Annotated in this window: 13 protein-coding genes and 1 tRNA gene; 9 read left to right on the forward strand and 5 right to left on the reverse strand. The window is 62.5% G+C overall.

What is annotated here, in order from left to right; all coding sequences use genetic code 11:
* Nucleotides 1-31 precede the first annotated feature (31 nt).
* From BN1133_RS04310 to BN1133_RS04345, 8 genes are all read left to right on the forward strand, one after another.
* Nucleotides 32-1,390: an aspartate aminotransferase family protein gene (locus BN1133_RS04310; RefSeq protein WP_050665319.1), complete on the forward strand. Its 1,359-nt coding sequence runs from the start codon at nt 32-34 to the stop codon at nt 1,388-1,390.
* Nucleotides 1,391-1,436: 46 nt separating this feature from the next.
* Entirely contained in the window at nt 1,437-2,534 is a 1,098-nt protein-coding gene (locus BN1133_RS04315; RefSeq protein WP_136614561.1) for a polyamine ABC transporter substrate-binding protein, read from the forward strand.
* 81 nt (nt 2,535-2,615) lie between these two features.
* Nucleotides 2,616-3,707, forward strand: coding sequence for a polyamine ABC transporter substrate-binding protein (locus BN1133_RS04320; RefSeq protein ID WP_050665321.1), 1,092 nt, complete (start codon nt 2,616-2,618; stop codon nt 3,705-3,707).
* Nucleotides 3,708-3,801: 94 nt separating this feature from the next.
* Nucleotides 3,802-4,956: a polyamine ABC transporter ATP-binding protein gene (gene potA, locus BN1133_RS04325; RefSeq protein ID WP_050665322.1), complete on the forward strand. Its 1,155-nt coding sequence runs from the start codon at nt 3,802-3,804 to the stop codon at nt 4,954-4,956.
* Nucleotides 4,953-5,849, forward strand: a complete 897-nt coding sequence (locus BN1133_RS04330) for an ABC transporter permease subunit (protein ID WP_050665323.1) — start codon at nt 4,953-4,955, stop codon at nt 5,847-5,849. Before potA ends, BN1133_RS04330 begins: the two co-directional genes overlap by 4 nt.
* The gene (locus BN1133_RS04335) at nt 5,846-6,697 is read left to right on the forward strand and encodes an ABC transporter permease subunit (RefSeq protein WP_050665324.1); all 852 of its coding nucleotides are present in this window, start codon (nt 5,846-5,848) and stop codon (nt 6,695-6,697) included. The genes BN1133_RS04330 and BN1133_RS04335 overlap by 4 nt, the downstream gene beginning before the upstream one ends.
* Before the next feature lie 40 nt (nt 6,698-6,737).
* Nucleotides 6,738-7,436, forward strand: a complete 699-nt coding sequence (locus tag BN1133_RS04340; RefSeq protein ID WP_050665325.1) for an MOSC domain-containing protein — start codon at nt 6,738-6,740, stop codon at nt 7,434-7,436.
* A gap of 111 nt (nt 7,437-7,547) precedes the next feature.
* Nucleotides 7,548-7,624 (forward strand) — tRNA-Pro (locus tag BN1133_RS04345).
* Between the two features lie 39 nt (nt 7,625-7,663).
* On the opposite strand, the gene BN1133_RS04350 is transcribed toward BN1133_RS04345, so the two are convergent.
* Entirely contained in the window at nt 7,664-8,608 is a 945-nt protein-coding gene (locus BN1133_RS04350) for a LysR family transcriptional regulator (RefSeq protein ID WP_231686236.1), read from the reverse strand.
* A gap of 240 nt (nt 8,609-8,848) precedes the next feature.
* On the opposite strand from BN1133_RS04350, the gene BN1133_RS04355 reads away from it, so the two are divergent.
* Nucleotides 8,849-12,154, forward strand: a complete 3,306-nt coding sequence (locus BN1133_RS04355; protein WP_231686237.1) for an alpha-L-rhamnosidase-related protein — start codon at nt 8,849-8,851, stop codon at nt 12,152-12,154.
* Between the two features lie 54 nt (nt 12,155-12,208).
* On the opposite strand, the gene BN1133_RS04360 is transcribed toward BN1133_RS04355, so the two are convergent.
* From BN1133_RS04360 to kefF, 4 genes are all read right to left on the reverse strand, one after another.
* Entirely contained in the window at nt 12,209-13,186 is a 978-nt protein-coding gene (locus BN1133_RS04360; protein ID WP_050665326.1) for a helix-turn-helix transcriptional regulator, read from the reverse strand.
* A gap of 195 nt (nt 13,187-13,381) precedes the next feature.
* Nucleotides 13,382-13,768: a SirB2 family protein gene (locus tag BN1133_RS04365; RefSeq protein WP_050665327.1), complete on the reverse strand. Its 387-nt coding sequence runs from the start codon at nt 13,766-13,768 to the stop codon at nt 13,382-13,384.
* Nucleotides 13,765-15,621, reverse strand: coding sequence for a monovalent cation:proton antiporter-2 (CPA2) family protein (locus BN1133_RS04370; protein WP_050665328.1), 1,857 nt, complete (start codon nt 15,619-15,621; stop codon nt 13,765-13,767). Before BN1133_RS04370 ends, BN1133_RS04365 begins: the two co-directional genes overlap by 4 nt.
* Nucleotides 15,621-16,217: a glutathione-regulated potassium-efflux system oxidoreductase KefF gene (kefF, locus tag BN1133_RS04375; protein WP_050665329.1), complete on the reverse strand. Its 597-nt coding sequence runs from the start codon at nt 16,215-16,217 to the stop codon at nt 15,621-15,623. The genes BN1133_RS04370 and kefF overlap by 1 nt, the downstream gene beginning before the upstream one ends.
* Between the last annotated feature and the right edge of the window lie 135 nt (nt 16,218-16,352).

Consider the following 16,352-nt stretch of genomic DNA (forward strand, 5'->3'; position numbering starts at 1 on the left):
GCGGCCAGTCCGTCCGCGCAAGGAGCGAAAGATGCAATTCGATACCCGTGAGTGGCAGCGTCTGGATGCGAGCCACCACCTGCACCCCTTTACCGATCACCAGCCGCTGCGCCAGAAGGGATCCCGTATCATCACCCGGGGTGAGGGGGTCTACCTGATCGATTCCGAGGGGAAGCGCATCCTCGACGGCATGGCCGGTCTGTGGTGCGTCAACATGGGTTATGGTCGTGAGGAGCTGATCGACGCGGCCGAGCGCCAGATGCGCGAGCTTCCCTACTACAACCTCTTCTTCCAGACCGCCCATCCACCCGCCATCGAGCTGGCCAGCTTGCTGGCCGAGGTGACCCCGGCCGGCCTGAACCAGGTCTTCTTCACCGGTTCGGGCTCCGAGTGCAACGACACTGTGCTGCGCATGGTGCGCCACTACTGGGCCAGTCAGGGCAAGCCGGAGCGCCAGGTGATCATCAGCCGCCACAACGCCTATCACGGTTCCACCGTGGCTGGTGCCAGCCTGGGTGGTATGAGCGGGATGCACGAACAGGGCTCCTTGCCGATCCCGGGTATCGTCCACATCGATCAGCCCTATCACTTCGGTGAAGGGAGTGGCATGACTCCTCACGAGTTCGGTCTGGAGCGGGCCCGACAGCTCGAGAAGAAGATCCTCGAGGTGGGGCCGGAGAAGGTCGCCGCCTTCATCGGCGAGCCGATCCAGGGGGCCGGTGGCGTCATCATCCCTCCCGAGAGCTACTGGCCAGAGATCCAGCGCATCTGCGATGACTACGGCATTCTGCTCATCGCCGACGAGGTGATCTGTGGTTTCGGCCGTACCGGCGCCTGGTTTGGCAGCGACACCTTCGGCATCCGTCCCGACTTCATGTGCCTGGCCAAGGGGATCACCTCGGGTTATGTGCCGCTCGGTGCCGTGATGGTAAGCGATCGGGTCGCACGTGTGGTGGAGAAGGGGGGAGAGTTCGCTCATGGATTCACCTATTCAGGCCATCCGGTGGCTTGCGCCGTAGCGATCGCTAACATTAAGCTTATGCAAAAAGAGAGCATAGTTAGTCGCGTGCATGATAGAATCGCCCCCTATCTTCAGCAGCGCTGGTCGGAGCTCTCTGACCTGCCCATCGTCGGGGAGACCCGGGGCAAGGGGATGGTGGCGGCGCTCGAGATAGTGCAAAACAAGCAGGACAAACGTCGCTTCCCGGCCTCGTCAAAAGCGGGTCTGACGTGCCGTGAGTTCTGCTTTAACAATGGCTTGGTGATGCGGGCGGTAGGGGATACGATGATCATATCCCCCCCCTTGGTCATCACCGAGACGGAGGTGGATAACTTGGTCAACCTGGCCAGACGGAGTCTGGAGCTGACCGCCGATAGCCTGCTCGGCTGAGTCTGAGGCCCGGTTGCCGTATGCAAACTTGAAGGAGACAAGGATGATGTCTTTTAAGAAGGGTGTGCTCGCTGCCTGCGTGGTTTCTGCCATGCTGGCCACGAATGCGGTAGCCGCAGACAAGAAGCTGCATGTTTACAACTGGTCCGACTATATCGCCCCGGACACCATCGCCAAGTTCGAGAAAGAGACGGGCATCAAGGTGGTGTACGACGTGTTCGACAGTAACGAGGTGCTGGAAGCCAAGTTGTTGGCGGGCAAGTCGGGCTATGACGTGGTGGTGCCTTCCAACCCCTTCCTGGCCAAGCAGATCAAGGCCGGTGTCTTCCAGAAGCTGGACAAGTCCAAGCTGCCCAACTGGAAGAATCTGGACACCGATCTGCTCAAGGCGCTGGAGCCGAGCGATCCGGGTAACCAGTACTCCCTGCCCTACATGTGGGGCACTATCGGTTACGCCTACAACGTGGACAAGGTCAAGGCCGTGCTGGGGGACAAGGCCCCGGTCGATTCCTGGGATCTGGTCTTCAAGCCGGAGAACATGGCCAAGCTCAAGGAGTGCGGCGTCTCCTTCCTGGACTCTCCGACCGAGATGCTGCCGGCTGCCATGCACTATCAGGGGCTGCCCAGCAACTCGGAGAAGCCGGCGGATCTGAAGAAGGCCGAGGAGCTGTTCCTCTCCATCCGTCCCTATACCGCCTATTTCCACTCTTCCAAGTACATCGGTGATCTGGCCAACGGCAACCTCTGTGTCGCCGTGGGTTACTCCGGTGATCTGCAGCAGTCCAAGTCCCGTGCCGTCGAGGCGAACAATGGGGTGAACATCGTTTACACCATTCCCAAGGAGGGGGCGGGCAGCTTCTTTGACATGCTGGCCGTGCCGGCCGACGCCAAGAATGTGGAGGAGGCCCACGCCTTCCTCAACTTCCTGATGAAGCCGGAGATCATTGCCGAGATCACCAATGCCGTTCAGTTCCCGAACGGTAACAAGGCGGCCACGCCGCTGGTGGATGAGGCGATCCGCACCGACCCGGGTATCTACCCGACGGCGGAGACCCTCAAGAAGATCTACACCTTCCCGGATCTTCCGGCCAAGGTGCAGCGGGCCATGACCCGTAGCTGGACCAAGATCAAGTCCGGTAAGTAATGCCGTATCGCCCCTCCGGTTCGCCGGAGGGGAATTCGCCGGAGTGTGAGGGGTTCAGGTTCTCTAACCCAAGATACGAGGATGGATTCTGTGCATAGCAAACTGTTGACCGCGACCCTGTTGTTGGGAGCCTCTTCCCTGCTCCAGGCTGCTCCGACCGTACACATCTATAACTGGTCCGATTATATCGGCGAAGAGACGCTGCCCTCTTTCCAGAAGGTCACCGGCATTCGGCCCGTCTATGACGTGTTCGATTCCAACGAGACCCTGGAAGGGAAGCTGCTCACCGGTAATACCGGTTATGACGTTGTGGTGCCTTCCAACAACTTCCTCGGCAAGCAGATCAAGGCGGGCGCCTTCCAGAAGCTCGACCGCAGCCTGCTGCCCAACTGGAACAATCTGGACCCCATGCTGCTCAAACAGCTGGAGGTCAACGATCCCGGCAACCAGTACGCGGTGCCCTACCTGTGGGGGACCAACGGCATCGGCTACAACGTCGAGAAGGTGAAGGCAGTGCTGGGGGTGGATCACATCGACTCCTGGGCCGTCATCTTCGAGCCGCAGAATATCCAGAAGCTCGCCAAATGCGGCGTCGCCCTGCTCGATTCAGGGGATGAGATGCTGCCTCTGGCGGCCCTCTACCTTGGGCTCGATCCCAACAGCAAGGACCCGGAGACCTTCAAGAAGGCCGAGGCCCGCCTGATGGAGATCCGCCCCTATGTCACCTATTTCCACTCCTCCAAGTACATCGGCGATCTGGCCAACGGCGACATCTGCGTGGCGGTCGGTTATTCGGGCGATGTGATGCAGGCCGCCGCCCGTGCCGAAGAGGCGGGCAAGGGGATCGAGATCGCCTATTCCATCCCCAAGGAGGGGAGCAACCTCTGGTTTGACATGATGGCGATTCCGGTGGACTCCAGGCATGTCAAAGAGGCCCACGCCTATATCAATTATCTGCTCGATCCCCAGGTGATCGCCGGGGTCAGCAAGTACGTGGGGTACGCCAATCCCAATACCAAGGCGGTGCCCTACATGGATGAGGGGATGCTCACCGATCAGGGCATCTACCCCAGTAAAGACGTGCTCGGCCGGCTCTACATCGCCGCCGAGCGTACCCCCAAGATCCAGCGACAGTTCACGCGCAGCTGGAGCCGGGTCAAGACCGGAAAATAACAAAAAGCGGGGTCGGGCCGGCAGGCCCGCCCCTTCGTCTCAGTAGCCAGGACACGGCCGTGAGGGGCAGTGTGCATTGTTTGGGAGTTTGGTGATGGCAATAGCCTCCAGTGCCTACAAGAAAGCCCTAGAAGGGAGCCAGCAGCCGAAAGAGGTGCTGGTGAAGATCGACAGGGTGAGCAAGCAGTTTGACGAGACCCTGGCGGTCGATAACGTCTCCCTCAACATCAACAAGGGGGAGATCTTCGCCCTGCTGGGGGGCTCGGGCTCCGGTAAATCGACCCTGCTGCGGATGCTGGCGGGGTTCGAGCGTCCGACCGAGGGTCGCATCTTCCTCGACGGGGTGGACATCACCGACATGCCCCCCTACGAGCGCCCCATCAACATGATGTTCCAGTCTTACGCCCTCTTCCCGCACATGACAGTGGCGCAGAATATCGCCTTCGGTCTGAAGCAGGATGGTCTGCCCAGGGCTGAGGTCGATGCCAGGGTCGAGGAGATGCTCAAGCTGGTGCAGATGACCCAATATGCCAAGCGCAAGCCGCACCAGCTCTCCGGTGGTCAGCGGCAGCGGGTGGCCTTGGCCCGATCTCTGGCCAAGCGCCCCAAGCTGCTGCTGCTCGACGAGCCCATGGGGGCGCTCGACAAGAAGCTGCGCTCCCAGATGCAGCTTGAGCTGGTGGAGATCATCGAGCGGGTCGGGGTGACCTGCGTCATGGTGACCCACGATCAGGAAGAGGCCATGACCATGGCCGAGCGTATCGCCATCATGCACCTGGGGTGCATCGAGCAGATCGGCAGCCCGATGGACATCTACGAGACCCCGGCCAGCCGCCTGGTGTGCGAGTTTATCGGCAACGTCAACCTGTTTGACGGCGTGCTGGTGGAAGATGAGCTGGACCACGCGGTGATCGCCTGTCCCCATCTGGATCAGCCCATCATGGTGGGCCACGGCATCAGTACCCGGGCCGAGGACAAGAAGGTCACCTATGCCCTGCGTCCCGAGAAGCTGCTGATGAGCACCCAGAAGCCGGAGGACCTGGAGCATCCCAACCATAACGGCACCTGGGGCAAGGTGTACGACATCGCCTACCTGGGGGGCCACTCCGTCTACTTCATCGAGCTGCCGTCGGGCATGGTGGTTCAGGCCTTCATCGCCAATGCCGAACGCCACGGCAAGCGGCCCACCTGGAACGACCAGGTGTTCCTCTACTGGGAAGATGACAGCGGCGTGGTGCTGCAATCATGAAGACGATGAATCTTGCCATCGGCCGCCGGTTGGTCATCGGTGTGCCCTTCTTCTGGCTGTTCCTGTTCTTCCTGCTCCCCTTCATCATGGTGCTGAAGATCAGTTTCGCCGAGGCGGATGTGGCCATTCCGCCCTACACGGATGTGATGACCTGGGCCGATAACCAGCTCACCATACTGCTTAACCTCGGCAACTACCTGCTGCTCGACGAGGATGAACTCTATCTGGCCGCCTATCTCGGTTCGCTCAAGATGGCGTTCATCAGCACCCTGCTCTGTCTGCTGATCGGCTACCCCATGGCCTACGCCATCTCACGGGCCGAGAAGCATATGCAGACCGTCTACCTGCTGCTCATCATGATGCCCACCTGGACCGCCATCCTGATCCGGGTTTACGCCTGGATGGGCATCCTCAGCAACAATGGGCTGCTCAACAGCGTCTTGATGGGGATCGGCCTCATCGATCAGCCGCTGCAGATCCTCAACACCAACGTGGCCGTCTACATCGGCATCGTTTACTCCTATCTGCCCTTTATGGTGCTGCCCCTCTACGCCAACCTGGCCAAGCACGATCACAGCCTGCTCGAGGCGGCCTCGGATCTGGGGGCGCGCAACCTGACCCGTTTCTGGCAGATCACCGTGCCTCTCTCCAAGAACGGCATCATCGCCGGCTGCATGCTGGTGTTCATCCCTGTGGTGGGGGAGTTCGTCATTCCCGAGCTGCTCGGTGGTCCAGAGACCCTGATGATCGGCAAGGTGCTGTGGCAAGAGTTCTTCAACAACCGCGACTGGCCGGTGGCCTCGGCCCTGGCGGTGGTGATGCTGGCGATCCTCATCATCCCCATCATCCTGTTCAACCGTAACCAGGCCAAGGAGCTGGAGGGCAAGGTATGAAACAGCACAACTTCTCCCGCTTCATGCTCTGGGCCGGTCTGACCTTCATCTACCTGCCCATGGTCATCATGGTTATTTACTCCTTCAACGCCTCCAAGCTGGTGACCGTGTGGGGGGGCTGGTCCCTCAAGTGGTATTTCGGTCTGCTCAAGAACACCCAGCTCATCAACTCTGTGCTGCGTTCCCTCGAGATCGCCTTCTACACGGCGATCGCGGCGGTGGCGCTCGGTACCCTGGCGGCCTTCGTGCTGACCCGCATCCCCCGCTTCCGTGGCCGGACCCTGTTCGGTGGCATGGTGACGGCGCCGCTGGTGATGCCCGAGGTGATCACGGGTCTCTCCCTGCTGCTGCTGTTCGTGGCCATGGCCCAGCTGGTGGGCTGGCCGGCGGAGCGGGGCATGCTGACCATCTGGATCGCCCACACCACCTTCTGTTCGGCCTATGTGGCGATCGTGGTGTCGGCGCGCCTGCGCGAGCTGGATCTCTCCATCGAGGAGGCGGCCATGGATCTGGGGGCTCGCCCATGGAAGGTGTTCTTCCTTATCACCATCCCGATGATCGCCCCCTCCCTGGCGGCCGGTGGCATGATGTCGTTTGCCCTGTCGCTGGATGACCTGGTACTGGCCAGCTTCGTGGCGGGCCCCGGCGCGACCACCTTGCCGATGGAGGTCTTCTCCGCCGTGCGTCTCGGTGTGAAGCCGGAGATCAACGCCATCGCCAGCCTGATCCTGCTCTCTGTCTCCCTGTTTACCTTCTTTAGCTGGTACTTCATGGCCAAGGCAGAGAAGCGTCGCAAGGCGGAGATTGCCCACATGCTGCAGATGCAGTCGGTGGTCGACGCCCAGTGATGATAAGATCCGCATTCTCTCGTCAATCAGGAGGATGAGAATGCGGATTACCCTCTTTACCGGCAGCCGGGCTGCACTCTCCCCCCAGCTTGATTCCGCCATCGCCAAGCGGCCGGCCACGGCTTCGCTCTGGTGTGGTGCAACCGGGCTGGAGGGGGATGAGCAGGCCGATCCCCGCCATCACGGTGGCCCGGAACGGGCCCTGCATCACTATCCTGCCGACCACTACGCCTTCTGGCGCAGCTGGCAGCAGAGCCTGGGGTTACCCGATCCCGCCACTCCCTGGTTGCCCGGCGCCTTCGGCGAGAACCTCTCGTGCACTGGCCTGACCGAGGAGGGGGTTCATATCGGGGACCTCTTTCGCCTGGGTGAGGCACTGGTGCAGGTGAGTCAGCCCCGTTCTCCCTGTTTCAAGCTCAACCTGCGCTTCGGTTACCCCGACTTCTCCCTGATGATGCAGCTGAGCGGTCGCTGTGGCTGGTTACTGCGGGTGGTGGAGGAGGGCGCTGTTGCGCCGGATGCCGAACTGACCCTGATCGATCGTACCTCGACCCTAAGCGTGAAGCGCTGTGCGGATATCCTCTTCAACCAGGCATTGGTTGAGGCCGATCTGCGTCTGCTGGCGGAGCATCCAACCCTCTCCCCCAACTGGCGACACCATGCCAGCCAGTGGCTGGAGCGGGGGGAAGCCGCCGACTGGCGCCATCGCCTGCTCGGTCCCCAGGGTCTTTCTGGTTGAAAAAACGGCGCTTCGGGCAGGCGGTGAGCAAACGCGCCGCTTTTCCAAAAAAAAGTGAAAAAAACCTTGTCACGGGGCGGGGGTTTAGGTAAATTCACGCCCCGTCGACATCGGTGTGTAGCGCAGCTTGGTAGCGCACTTCGTTCGGGACGAAGGGGTCGGAGGTTCGAATCCTCTCACACCGACCACATTTGAAAAGGCCGCTCATAGAGCGGCCTTTTTGCATTTCAGCCCTGCCGATGACGGGCCGCCTCCTGTTGCAGTAACCGGAGCATGGTCGTCCACTCCTCCCCCTGCCGGTAATACACACCTATGATGCCCCTGTTGTACTCCTCGCTCATCCGCAGGGGCAGCAGCCCCTGCCGGCCCAGGTATTCCCCCATCTGACGCGGGAAGGGCATGATCATGTTGCTCCCCCGCAGCAGGTCCATGGCCACCATCATGGAGTTGGTGGTGTGGATGAATTTGTCGTCGATTCCCATGCGTTGCTTCTCTGCCTGCTTGGTGGAGAGGTCGTGTACCAGCCGGATGAAGCGATGTTCATCGGGGGTGACCAGCAGGGTCGGGTAGCGGGCCAGGTCCTGCTTGCTGCAGAGGGTGTGGCTCAGGGGGTGTCCAGTGCGGACGAAGAGGGCATCCTCGGCCTGCAGCAAGGGCTCGAAGTGGAGTTGGCTCTGTTCGGCCAGCCCGTGGATCTCGTGGCCGATGAAGAGATCGATCTCATGATGGGCGAGCAGGTCCAGCAGGCGCAGGTGGTTACCCACCTGGATGTTGAGCGAGGCGGCCGGGTGGGCATCACAATAGCGGCTGACGACCGGCAGCAACAGGCCGTGCCACCAGGCGTGACCGGTGCCGATGCGCAGGGCGTGGTGCTGGCGATCCCGGATTCGTTGCAGGCGTTGGTGAGTCTGTTGATAGAGCGCCTCTATCTCCCTGGCCTGCTCCAGCAGGCAGAGTCCCGCCTCGGTCAGGGTGATGCCGCTGCTGTTGCGTTGGTAGAGGGTGACCCCCAGCCTCTCCTCCAGACGGCGCATGTTGTGGGTGAGGGTGGGTTGGGTCACGCCGAGGTGTCGGGCCGCCTGGCTCAGGTTACGGCAGGTGGCGACCTGAATGAATTGTTGTAGCTGTCGGTTCACTGTGATGATGGGGGCTTGGCAAGGGGAGGCCACCATATCCCCGCCGAGTGTGGGTAGCAAGGTGCGGAAGGCGGTGCGGGGAGCCCCGTCACGATCACAGTTTCAGAGAATCGAAATAGCGGGTTATGGCCTCTCAACGGTGACCCGATCACACTTTTCGGGGGCGTTATAGATGGCCTCTATCGGTGGTGAGGCCCTGTGCTATTTCTAACCCCATGATCCTCTTCCCTAGAATGGCGCGGCACATCGTTGCCTATAAAAAATAAAGGGAAAATCATGAAGCTCCATCCTGTCGCCATGGCCGTTGCCCTCTGCAGCGGCGGCCTGCTACTCAGCGCCTGCAACCAGAATGACTCGACAACCCCGCCCAACCCCGAGGCCCAGAAGGCCCCCTGGGCGTTCGATCTCTACATGGTCGGGGAGTTCAGTGGCTGGAATCGCGATAACAAGTTCAAGTTTGTCTATCGTGACGGCGCCTATCACCTGGATAACCTGCGTCTCAACAGCGGCATGCCCCCCTTCAAGGTGGCGGGCCCCGAGTGGGGGACCTATCCGGACTTTGCCGCCGACACCCAGAAAGAGACCGCCATTCACCCGGGGCAAGCCTATCCTATGTACTACCTGGACGGGGGACAAAACAACCGGCTGGTGGTAGAGCGCAAGGGGCTGTTCGACATCAAGGTCGAGGTGAATCGCGCCGATCTGGCGGCCCCCGGCATCACCTTCACCATGGAGCGGGATGACCCTGTGTACCCTCAAACCCTCTATCTGTTCGGCATCGAGGGGAGCCGCGAGCCGGTCCTCTCCCTCACCTATCTGGGAGACGGTCGCTACGTCACCGTGGCCCGCCTGGCGGCCGGTGATCACCGGCTGGAGATAGGCTCAGCCGGCGGCGAACTGGGCCTGTCGAGCCTGGGTGCGCAGGCCAAACCCAGCGAGAGCCTGCCGCTGGCGCGCTGTGATGGCGCCTGCAGCCCGTTCGATCTCACCCTGGCTCAGGAAGGGTTCTACAAGTTTGAGCTGGATGCGAGCCGGGCTGATGCCCCCCGTCTGATGGTGAGCGAGGCGAGCGCTGAGGATCTGACCCTGGTCAACCCGCATCAGGGGCATGAGGCGGTCGAGAAGCGCTCCTTCGATACCTATCAAGCCGGGGTGAAGGAGGAGGTCACCTTCTCGGTGCTCAAGCGCGATGCCGAGCTGCGCCAATACGCCCAATCCACCACCCAGGAGCTGCGTGACCCGGTCGAAAATCATGTGACCTACCGGGAGGAGGCCGATCTGCCCAGGGTGCGCACCGGCAGCCTGGCCTTCGATGCCCTGTTTGCCCTGGCCAACCATGAGATGCGCCTCAACAGCGTGGCAGAGGTGAAGGATGGCAGCTACAACGGTGGCCGGGCCATCCCGTGCGACTGCTTCGAGACGGGGGCCAAGTGGCATTATGTCTGGACCCGGGATCTCTCCTATGCCACCGATCTGGGGCTCGGCACCCTGGATCCCCTGCGCGCCCGCAACTCGCTGCAGTTCAAGCTCTCCCCGTTCAGGGCATCCCTGCAGGGGGATCTCTCGCCCCGCATCCCCGAGGGGGCGCAGATAGTGCAGGACACAGGGACCGGCGGCAGCTGGCCCATCAGCACGGATCGGGTGACCTGGGCCATGGGGGCCGAATCGGTGCTGGGCAGCCTGGATGAGCCGGAGCGGCTCGTCTTCGCTCGCCAGGTTTATGGCGGGCTCAAGGCCACCCTGGAGAGCGACCGGCTGGCCGCCTTCGATCCGGCCGACGGCCTCTACACGGGGGAGCAGTCCTACCTGGACTGGCGTGAACAGACCTATGCCAGGTGGATTACCGGGGACATCGCCCATATCGCCATGAGCAAGGCCCTCTCGACCAACGTGAACCACTACCGGGCGCTGCGCCTGGCGGCCCGCCTGGCGGACCAGCAGGGGGAGAGCGAGGCGGCCAGCCGCTATGAGGGGTGGGCCCGGGATCTGAAGCTGGCCATCAACCGGGGCTTCTGGATGCCGGAGCAGGGCATGTATGCCAGCCTCATCTATGGTGCGACCGATGCCGGCCAGGGCTATCGCTTCGACATGCTGGGGGAGGCCCTGGCCATCGTCAGCGGCATCGCCGATGAGCAGCAGGCCAGGTCGATCGTCAGCCGTTACCCCTTCGGCCCCTTCGGGGCGCCCGTCTACTTCCCCCAGCAACCCGATGTGCCCGTCTATCACAACCGCTCCATCTGGCCCTTCGTCACCGCCTACGCCCTCAAGGCGTCGGTGCAGGTGAAGAGCGTGGCGGCAGTTGATCGCCATGTGGACACCCTGATGCGCGGCGCGGCCCTCAACCTTTCCAACATGGAGAACCTGGAGTGGCTCTCCGGTCAACCCTCCCTGATGGATCTGGAGCACCCCGAGCTGAGTGGCCCGGTGATCAACTCCCAGCGCCAACTCTGGTCCGTGGGGGGGTACCTCGGCATGGTGACGAGTGACATCTTCGGCTACCGGGTGGAGGAGGGGGGCATACGCCTCACGCCCTTCGTCACCACAAGGCTGCACCGCCTCATGGGGGGCAGTGACAGCGTGGCCCTGACGGGGCTCAACTATCGGGGCAAGACGATCAGCATAGTGCTGCAACTGCCCGCACAGGGGGCGGTCGGTGGTTACTATCCGGTGGCGGGAATCCGCCTCAACGGCAACGAGGTGAGCGGCGATCGGATCGACGCCAGCCAGCTGCAGGGGAGCAACCGCATCGAGATCCGGTTTGGCGCCGCCCAGCGCGACGAGCAGCCGGTGACCCTGATCGAGGGGGTCGATCCCCGCTCGGTGGATGACTCCAACGTCTTTGCCCCCGTGGAGCCGCAGATGGTCGCCGTGACCCGCCAGGGTGACGGGGTAGCCGTCGAGTTTAGTGACATGGCCAACCGCGGCGGCGTCACCTACAACCTCTATCGCAACGGACAGCGGGTGGCCAGTGGCCTGACCGAGCCGCGTTGGCTGGATGCGGGTCTGCCTGCGACCGACGGGGCCTGCTACAGCGCCGAGGCGGTCTATGGGTCCAGTGGCCATCGCTCCCATCACGCCAAGCCCTTGTGCCTGAACGCGGTGCGAGAGCGCATCCCGGTCACCGACGCCAGGGTTCGCCACGATGGCAGCCTGGTGACGGGGGAGGGGATTGAGGTCGCCTATCTCAAGGATTGGGGGGCGCCGGGTGAGCAGCTGCTGATCGGGGATCTGCCCATCGAGGGCAAGCGGATGATCCGGCTCGAGTATTTCAACGGTCACCACGCCATCAATCTGGGAGTGACCAACGGGGTCAAGCTGGTCGAAGTGCTGAGCCAGGGCGGTGCCGTGGTGGCGAGCGGTGTGGTGCAGATGCCCCATGTCATGAAGGAGGGGGAGAAGAAGCCCCTGCGCGAGTCGACGCCATTGGCGGTCGATCTGCCGGCCGGTCGTTACAGCGTCCGGGTCAGCGACTTCTATAACATGAGCTATCTAAGCTCCAATGAGACCTATAACGATGCGGGTGGACGGGAGGGGCCCATCAACCGGGTCGATCTGGCCGCCCTGCTGCTGACGGATCGCTAAGGGCCATAGATGCAAACGCCGCTCCTGAGAGCGGCGTTTTTCTTGAGGCTGTCATCAGCTCAGACGGGAGGGGTAGACCTTCTTGAGAAACTCCGGGGCCAACACCTCGACCTGACCGTCGATGTTGTGCAGCCAGCTGCGAAACTCGGGGGTGTCGGCCACCTCGGTCTCTACCACCACGCTGCGCTTGTCATAGCGGGTCATGCGTTGGTTGCGACCGGGGATGTCACCCTCGCGCAGGGCCTGGCTGCTCTCGTCGATACGGCCGACGAAGCGGATGGTGCTGCTGGCATCCTGATAGCTCTGCTCGCGCACCAGCTTCTGGAGGTTGAAATCCTTCGGCTGGGTGGTGCTGTGGTTGGTCAGCTCTATTTCGCGAATATGGTCGAAGGCGATGCCGTAGACCTTGGGATCCAGCTCGGAGAGGGTACAGAGCAGCACCGGGCCCTCCTCCTGATTCAGGATGCCGAGGGGGTTGATCAGATCGTAACGCAGCCAGACGGTGCGCTCCTTGATCACCCGCTGCACGTCGGCGCTGAACTTGCGGCCACGCCACAGGGCGTCGCGGATCAGGGTGCTGCGGCGAATATCCGGGTTGCCGGCGAAGGGGCGCGGCGACTGGTGAACGCTCTCGAGCCAGCGTTGGGCCGGTTCGCTCTGGCTGTCCTGGATCACCTGGCAGGCCTTGTCCACCAGGGGGTTGAGTTCGGTCAGCACGCTCGCCGGCAGCAGTTGACTGGCCTGATCGCTCCAGGTCTTCAGGGCCACCGCCAGGGAGAGGGGCATGATATTGGCGAAGTCGCTCAGGCCGTTGCGTTCGAAGCACCAGCCATGGGGCTTGCTGCGCTCATCGGAGGTGAGGTCGAACAGACCCATGCCGGACATCTCCTCCAGATCGCGCTGGACGGTACGCAGGCTGACACGAATCCCCTCTTCCTCGAGTTTCACCTGCAGTTGGCTGGCGGTCAGCTTGTAGGGACGGTGCGGAATGCAGCGTGCCAGCGTCAGTTGTCTTAACAGCTTCTTGCTCATGGTGAATGCCTTTGCTGATGGGCTATGAGTCTATCCTAGAGACAAGTTGCGACAGCTTCTGTCGCATTTTTTGCTGCGACAAGTGTCGCCATTTACATACACAATGGCATATCTATCTGAAAATCATGGATTTTAACAAAACAAAGGGCCCCGTTAGAGGCCCTGAAGGTTTCTGTCGCAGTGGGTTTTGCTTGCCTAGTTCAGCCAGGAGAGGGGGCTCTTGAGGAGGGCGGCCCCCACCATGTAGCCAAACAGACCCAGTGCGCTGACCCCCGAGAGGGTACGCAGGAGCGGACGCCGGCTCTTGAGGGCCACCATGCCGGCGGCGATATAGCCGACCAGGGCGATCAGCTTGGCCAGCAACCAGGGTTGGCTGCCGGGGGAGAGGTGCAGCAGCACCGCCAGCCAGAGGCCGGCCCCGAGCAGCAGGGTGTCGTTGATGTGGGGAGCTATCTTGAGCCACTTGCGCTGCAAGAGCGGGCTCTCCATCAGTGCCAGTATCCAGCGGCCGAGAAACAGCAGCAGGCTCACCATGGCCAGCAGCATATGCAGGTGCTTTATCAATGGGTAGTAGGTGATCATCTCTCTTCCTTGGGGTGTTCATCGGCGGGCAAACCGCTGTCCCAGTCGTGATGACGGGCGCGCTCCTGCTCCTCCTCGTCATCTTGCAGCAAGTCGGCCAGGATGTCGCGGTATTGCAGGCTCTTGTTGATATAGGTGTATTCGTCGTCCAGATAGTGGAGCTGCTCGTGCAGCAGACGATTGTCGTGCTGCTTGAAGGTCTGGCCGGCGCGCCACGCCTGGTTGGCCCGAAAGCCGAGCTGGGTCAGAGCCTCGACCCCGAGATCGACCGCCGACCCCAGGGTTTCGCGATAGACCCTCTCGACCCCGTTACGCAGCAGCGCGTGGGCGTGGGGACGGTCCTGGGCCCGGGCCAGTATGCGCAGGTGGGGGAAGTGCTTGTGCGCCGTCTCTATGATGGCCAGGGTCATGGCCGGATCGTTGACCGCCACCACCAGCAGCCTGGCCTGGTGGGCCCCGGCCGCGTGCAGCAGATCGAGCCTGGCCGCATCCCCGTAGAAGACCTGGTAGCCGAACTTGCGCAGCATCTCGATCTGGCTCGGGTCCTGCTCGAGTATGGTGGTACCGATGCCGTGACCGTGCAGCATACGCCCCACCATCTGCCCGAAGCGACCGAAGCCGGCGATGATGACCGGGTTGTCGGCGGGCTCGGGGTTGGCGTGCTCCCGGGCCGTAGCCTGATAGTCGAAGCGGGGCTGGATCAGGCGATCGTTGAGGATCAGCAGCAGGGGACCGAGCGCCATGGAGAGGGTCACCACCAGGGTGAGCAGGTCGGTGATCTCACCATCGAGCACCCGGGCCTGGCCGGCGAAGGAGAAGAGGACGAAGGCAAACTCCCCCCCCTGGGCCAGCGCCAGGGCGAAGGTCCAGTTCTGGTTCGGGCTCATCCGCAGCACCCGGCCCAGTCCCATCAGCACGGCCCACTTCACCGCCACCAGCACGATGACCAGCAGGGGGATCAGCAGGGGATGCTCGGCAAACAGGCTAAAGTCGATACCGGCCCCCACCGACATGAAGAAGAGGCCGAGCAACAGCCCCTTGAAGGGGGCCATGTCCGCCTCAAGCTCGTGCCGGTATTCGCTCTCGGCCAATACTACGCCGGCCAGGAAGGAGCCGAGCGCCGGCGAGAGGCCCACCGACTCCATCAACACGGCGATCCCCACCACCAGCAGCAGGGCGGCGGCGACGAAGATCTCCCGCAGATGGGCCTGGGCGATGGCACGAAAGATGGGACGCATCAGGTAGTGGCCACCCAACACTATGCCGCTGATGGCGGCGGCCACCACCATGCCCTGCTGCCAGCCACTGAGACCGCTGCTCTCGCCGAGGGTGGTGGGCTGCAGGGCCAGCAGGGGAAGCAGAGAGAGGATGGGGATGACGGCGATATCCTGCAACAGCAGCACGGCGAATGCGCTGCGACCGCTCTCGCTCTGCATCTGGTGGCGCTCCTGCAGGCTCTGCAGTGCGATGGCCGTCGAGGAGAGGGCCAGGATCAGGCCGATGGCGAGCGCACTCTGCCAACCGAGGGAGAAGAGCAGCCCCACCCCGGTGAGGGCGACCGTGGTGAGCACCATCTGCAGACCACCCGTGCCGAGGATGGGTCCCTTGAGTTGCCACAGCAGGGCGGGTTTGAGCTCCAGCCCCACCAGAAACAGCATCAGCACCACACCGAATTCGGCAAAGTGCATCACCTCTTTCTGATCCCCCACCAGGCCGAGCAGATAGGGGCCGATCAAGATACCCGCCAGCAGGTAGCCGAGCACAGAGCCGAGGCCGAAGCGCTTGGCCAGCGGCACCGCGATGACGGCGGCCCCCAGATAGATGAGGGCGTTGTGCAGCAGTCCCTGTTCCATCACAGCGCCTCCAGCAGATCGCGCAGGTAGTCGCGGCCGGCCAGTTGCTCCTGCGCCAGGCGGTCGTCGCGCAGGGCCTCGAGCAGGCGGCGATACTCCTGGCCGCAGCGGGTGAAGGCTCCCGGTTCGCTCAGCTTGTGGAAGGAGTGCAGCACGAAGGGGGGCAGCCAGGTCATGCCGCACATCCGGGCCGTCTGTTGAAACGGCAGCAGGAAGTCGAGCAGGGGGCGGTGGTTGTAGCCGGCCTCGCTGTATGACTCCGGTGCCCCCCCTGTGGTGATGGCCGAGAGCCACTGTTTGCCGTGCAAGGCGGTGCCCTCCTGGCCATAGGCATAGCCGTACTCGAGCACCAGATCGCACCACTCCTTGAGGATGGCGGGGCAGGAGTACCAGTAGAAGGGGTGTTGAAAGACGATGAGATCGTGCTCGGCCAACAGGGCTTGCTCCCGTTTAACATCGATCAGCTGATCCGGGTAGGTCTGATAGAGATCGTGCAGTGTGACCCCCTCCAGATCCGAGATGGCCTGCAGCAGACTGCGGTTGGCCCGCGACTTCTGCAGGGCGGGGTGGGCAAACAGCACCAGGATGCGTTTCATGGGGTCCTCGGTTTGTCCTGTCACAGGGGCCCCATTCTCGGCCGGGTTGTCGATGGCGTCCAGTCCGTCGATCCCGCCTTGACCCTGCCCCCGGTGGTAAGGTTAGGATATGCCCCTGTTCCCGATGAGGTCTCC

Source organism: Aeromonas schubertii (assembly GCF_000820105.1).
In the GTDB taxonomy this organism is placed as follows: domain Bacteria; phylum Pseudomonadota; class Gammaproteobacteria; order Enterobacterales; family Aeromonadaceae; genus Aeromonas; species Aeromonas schubertii.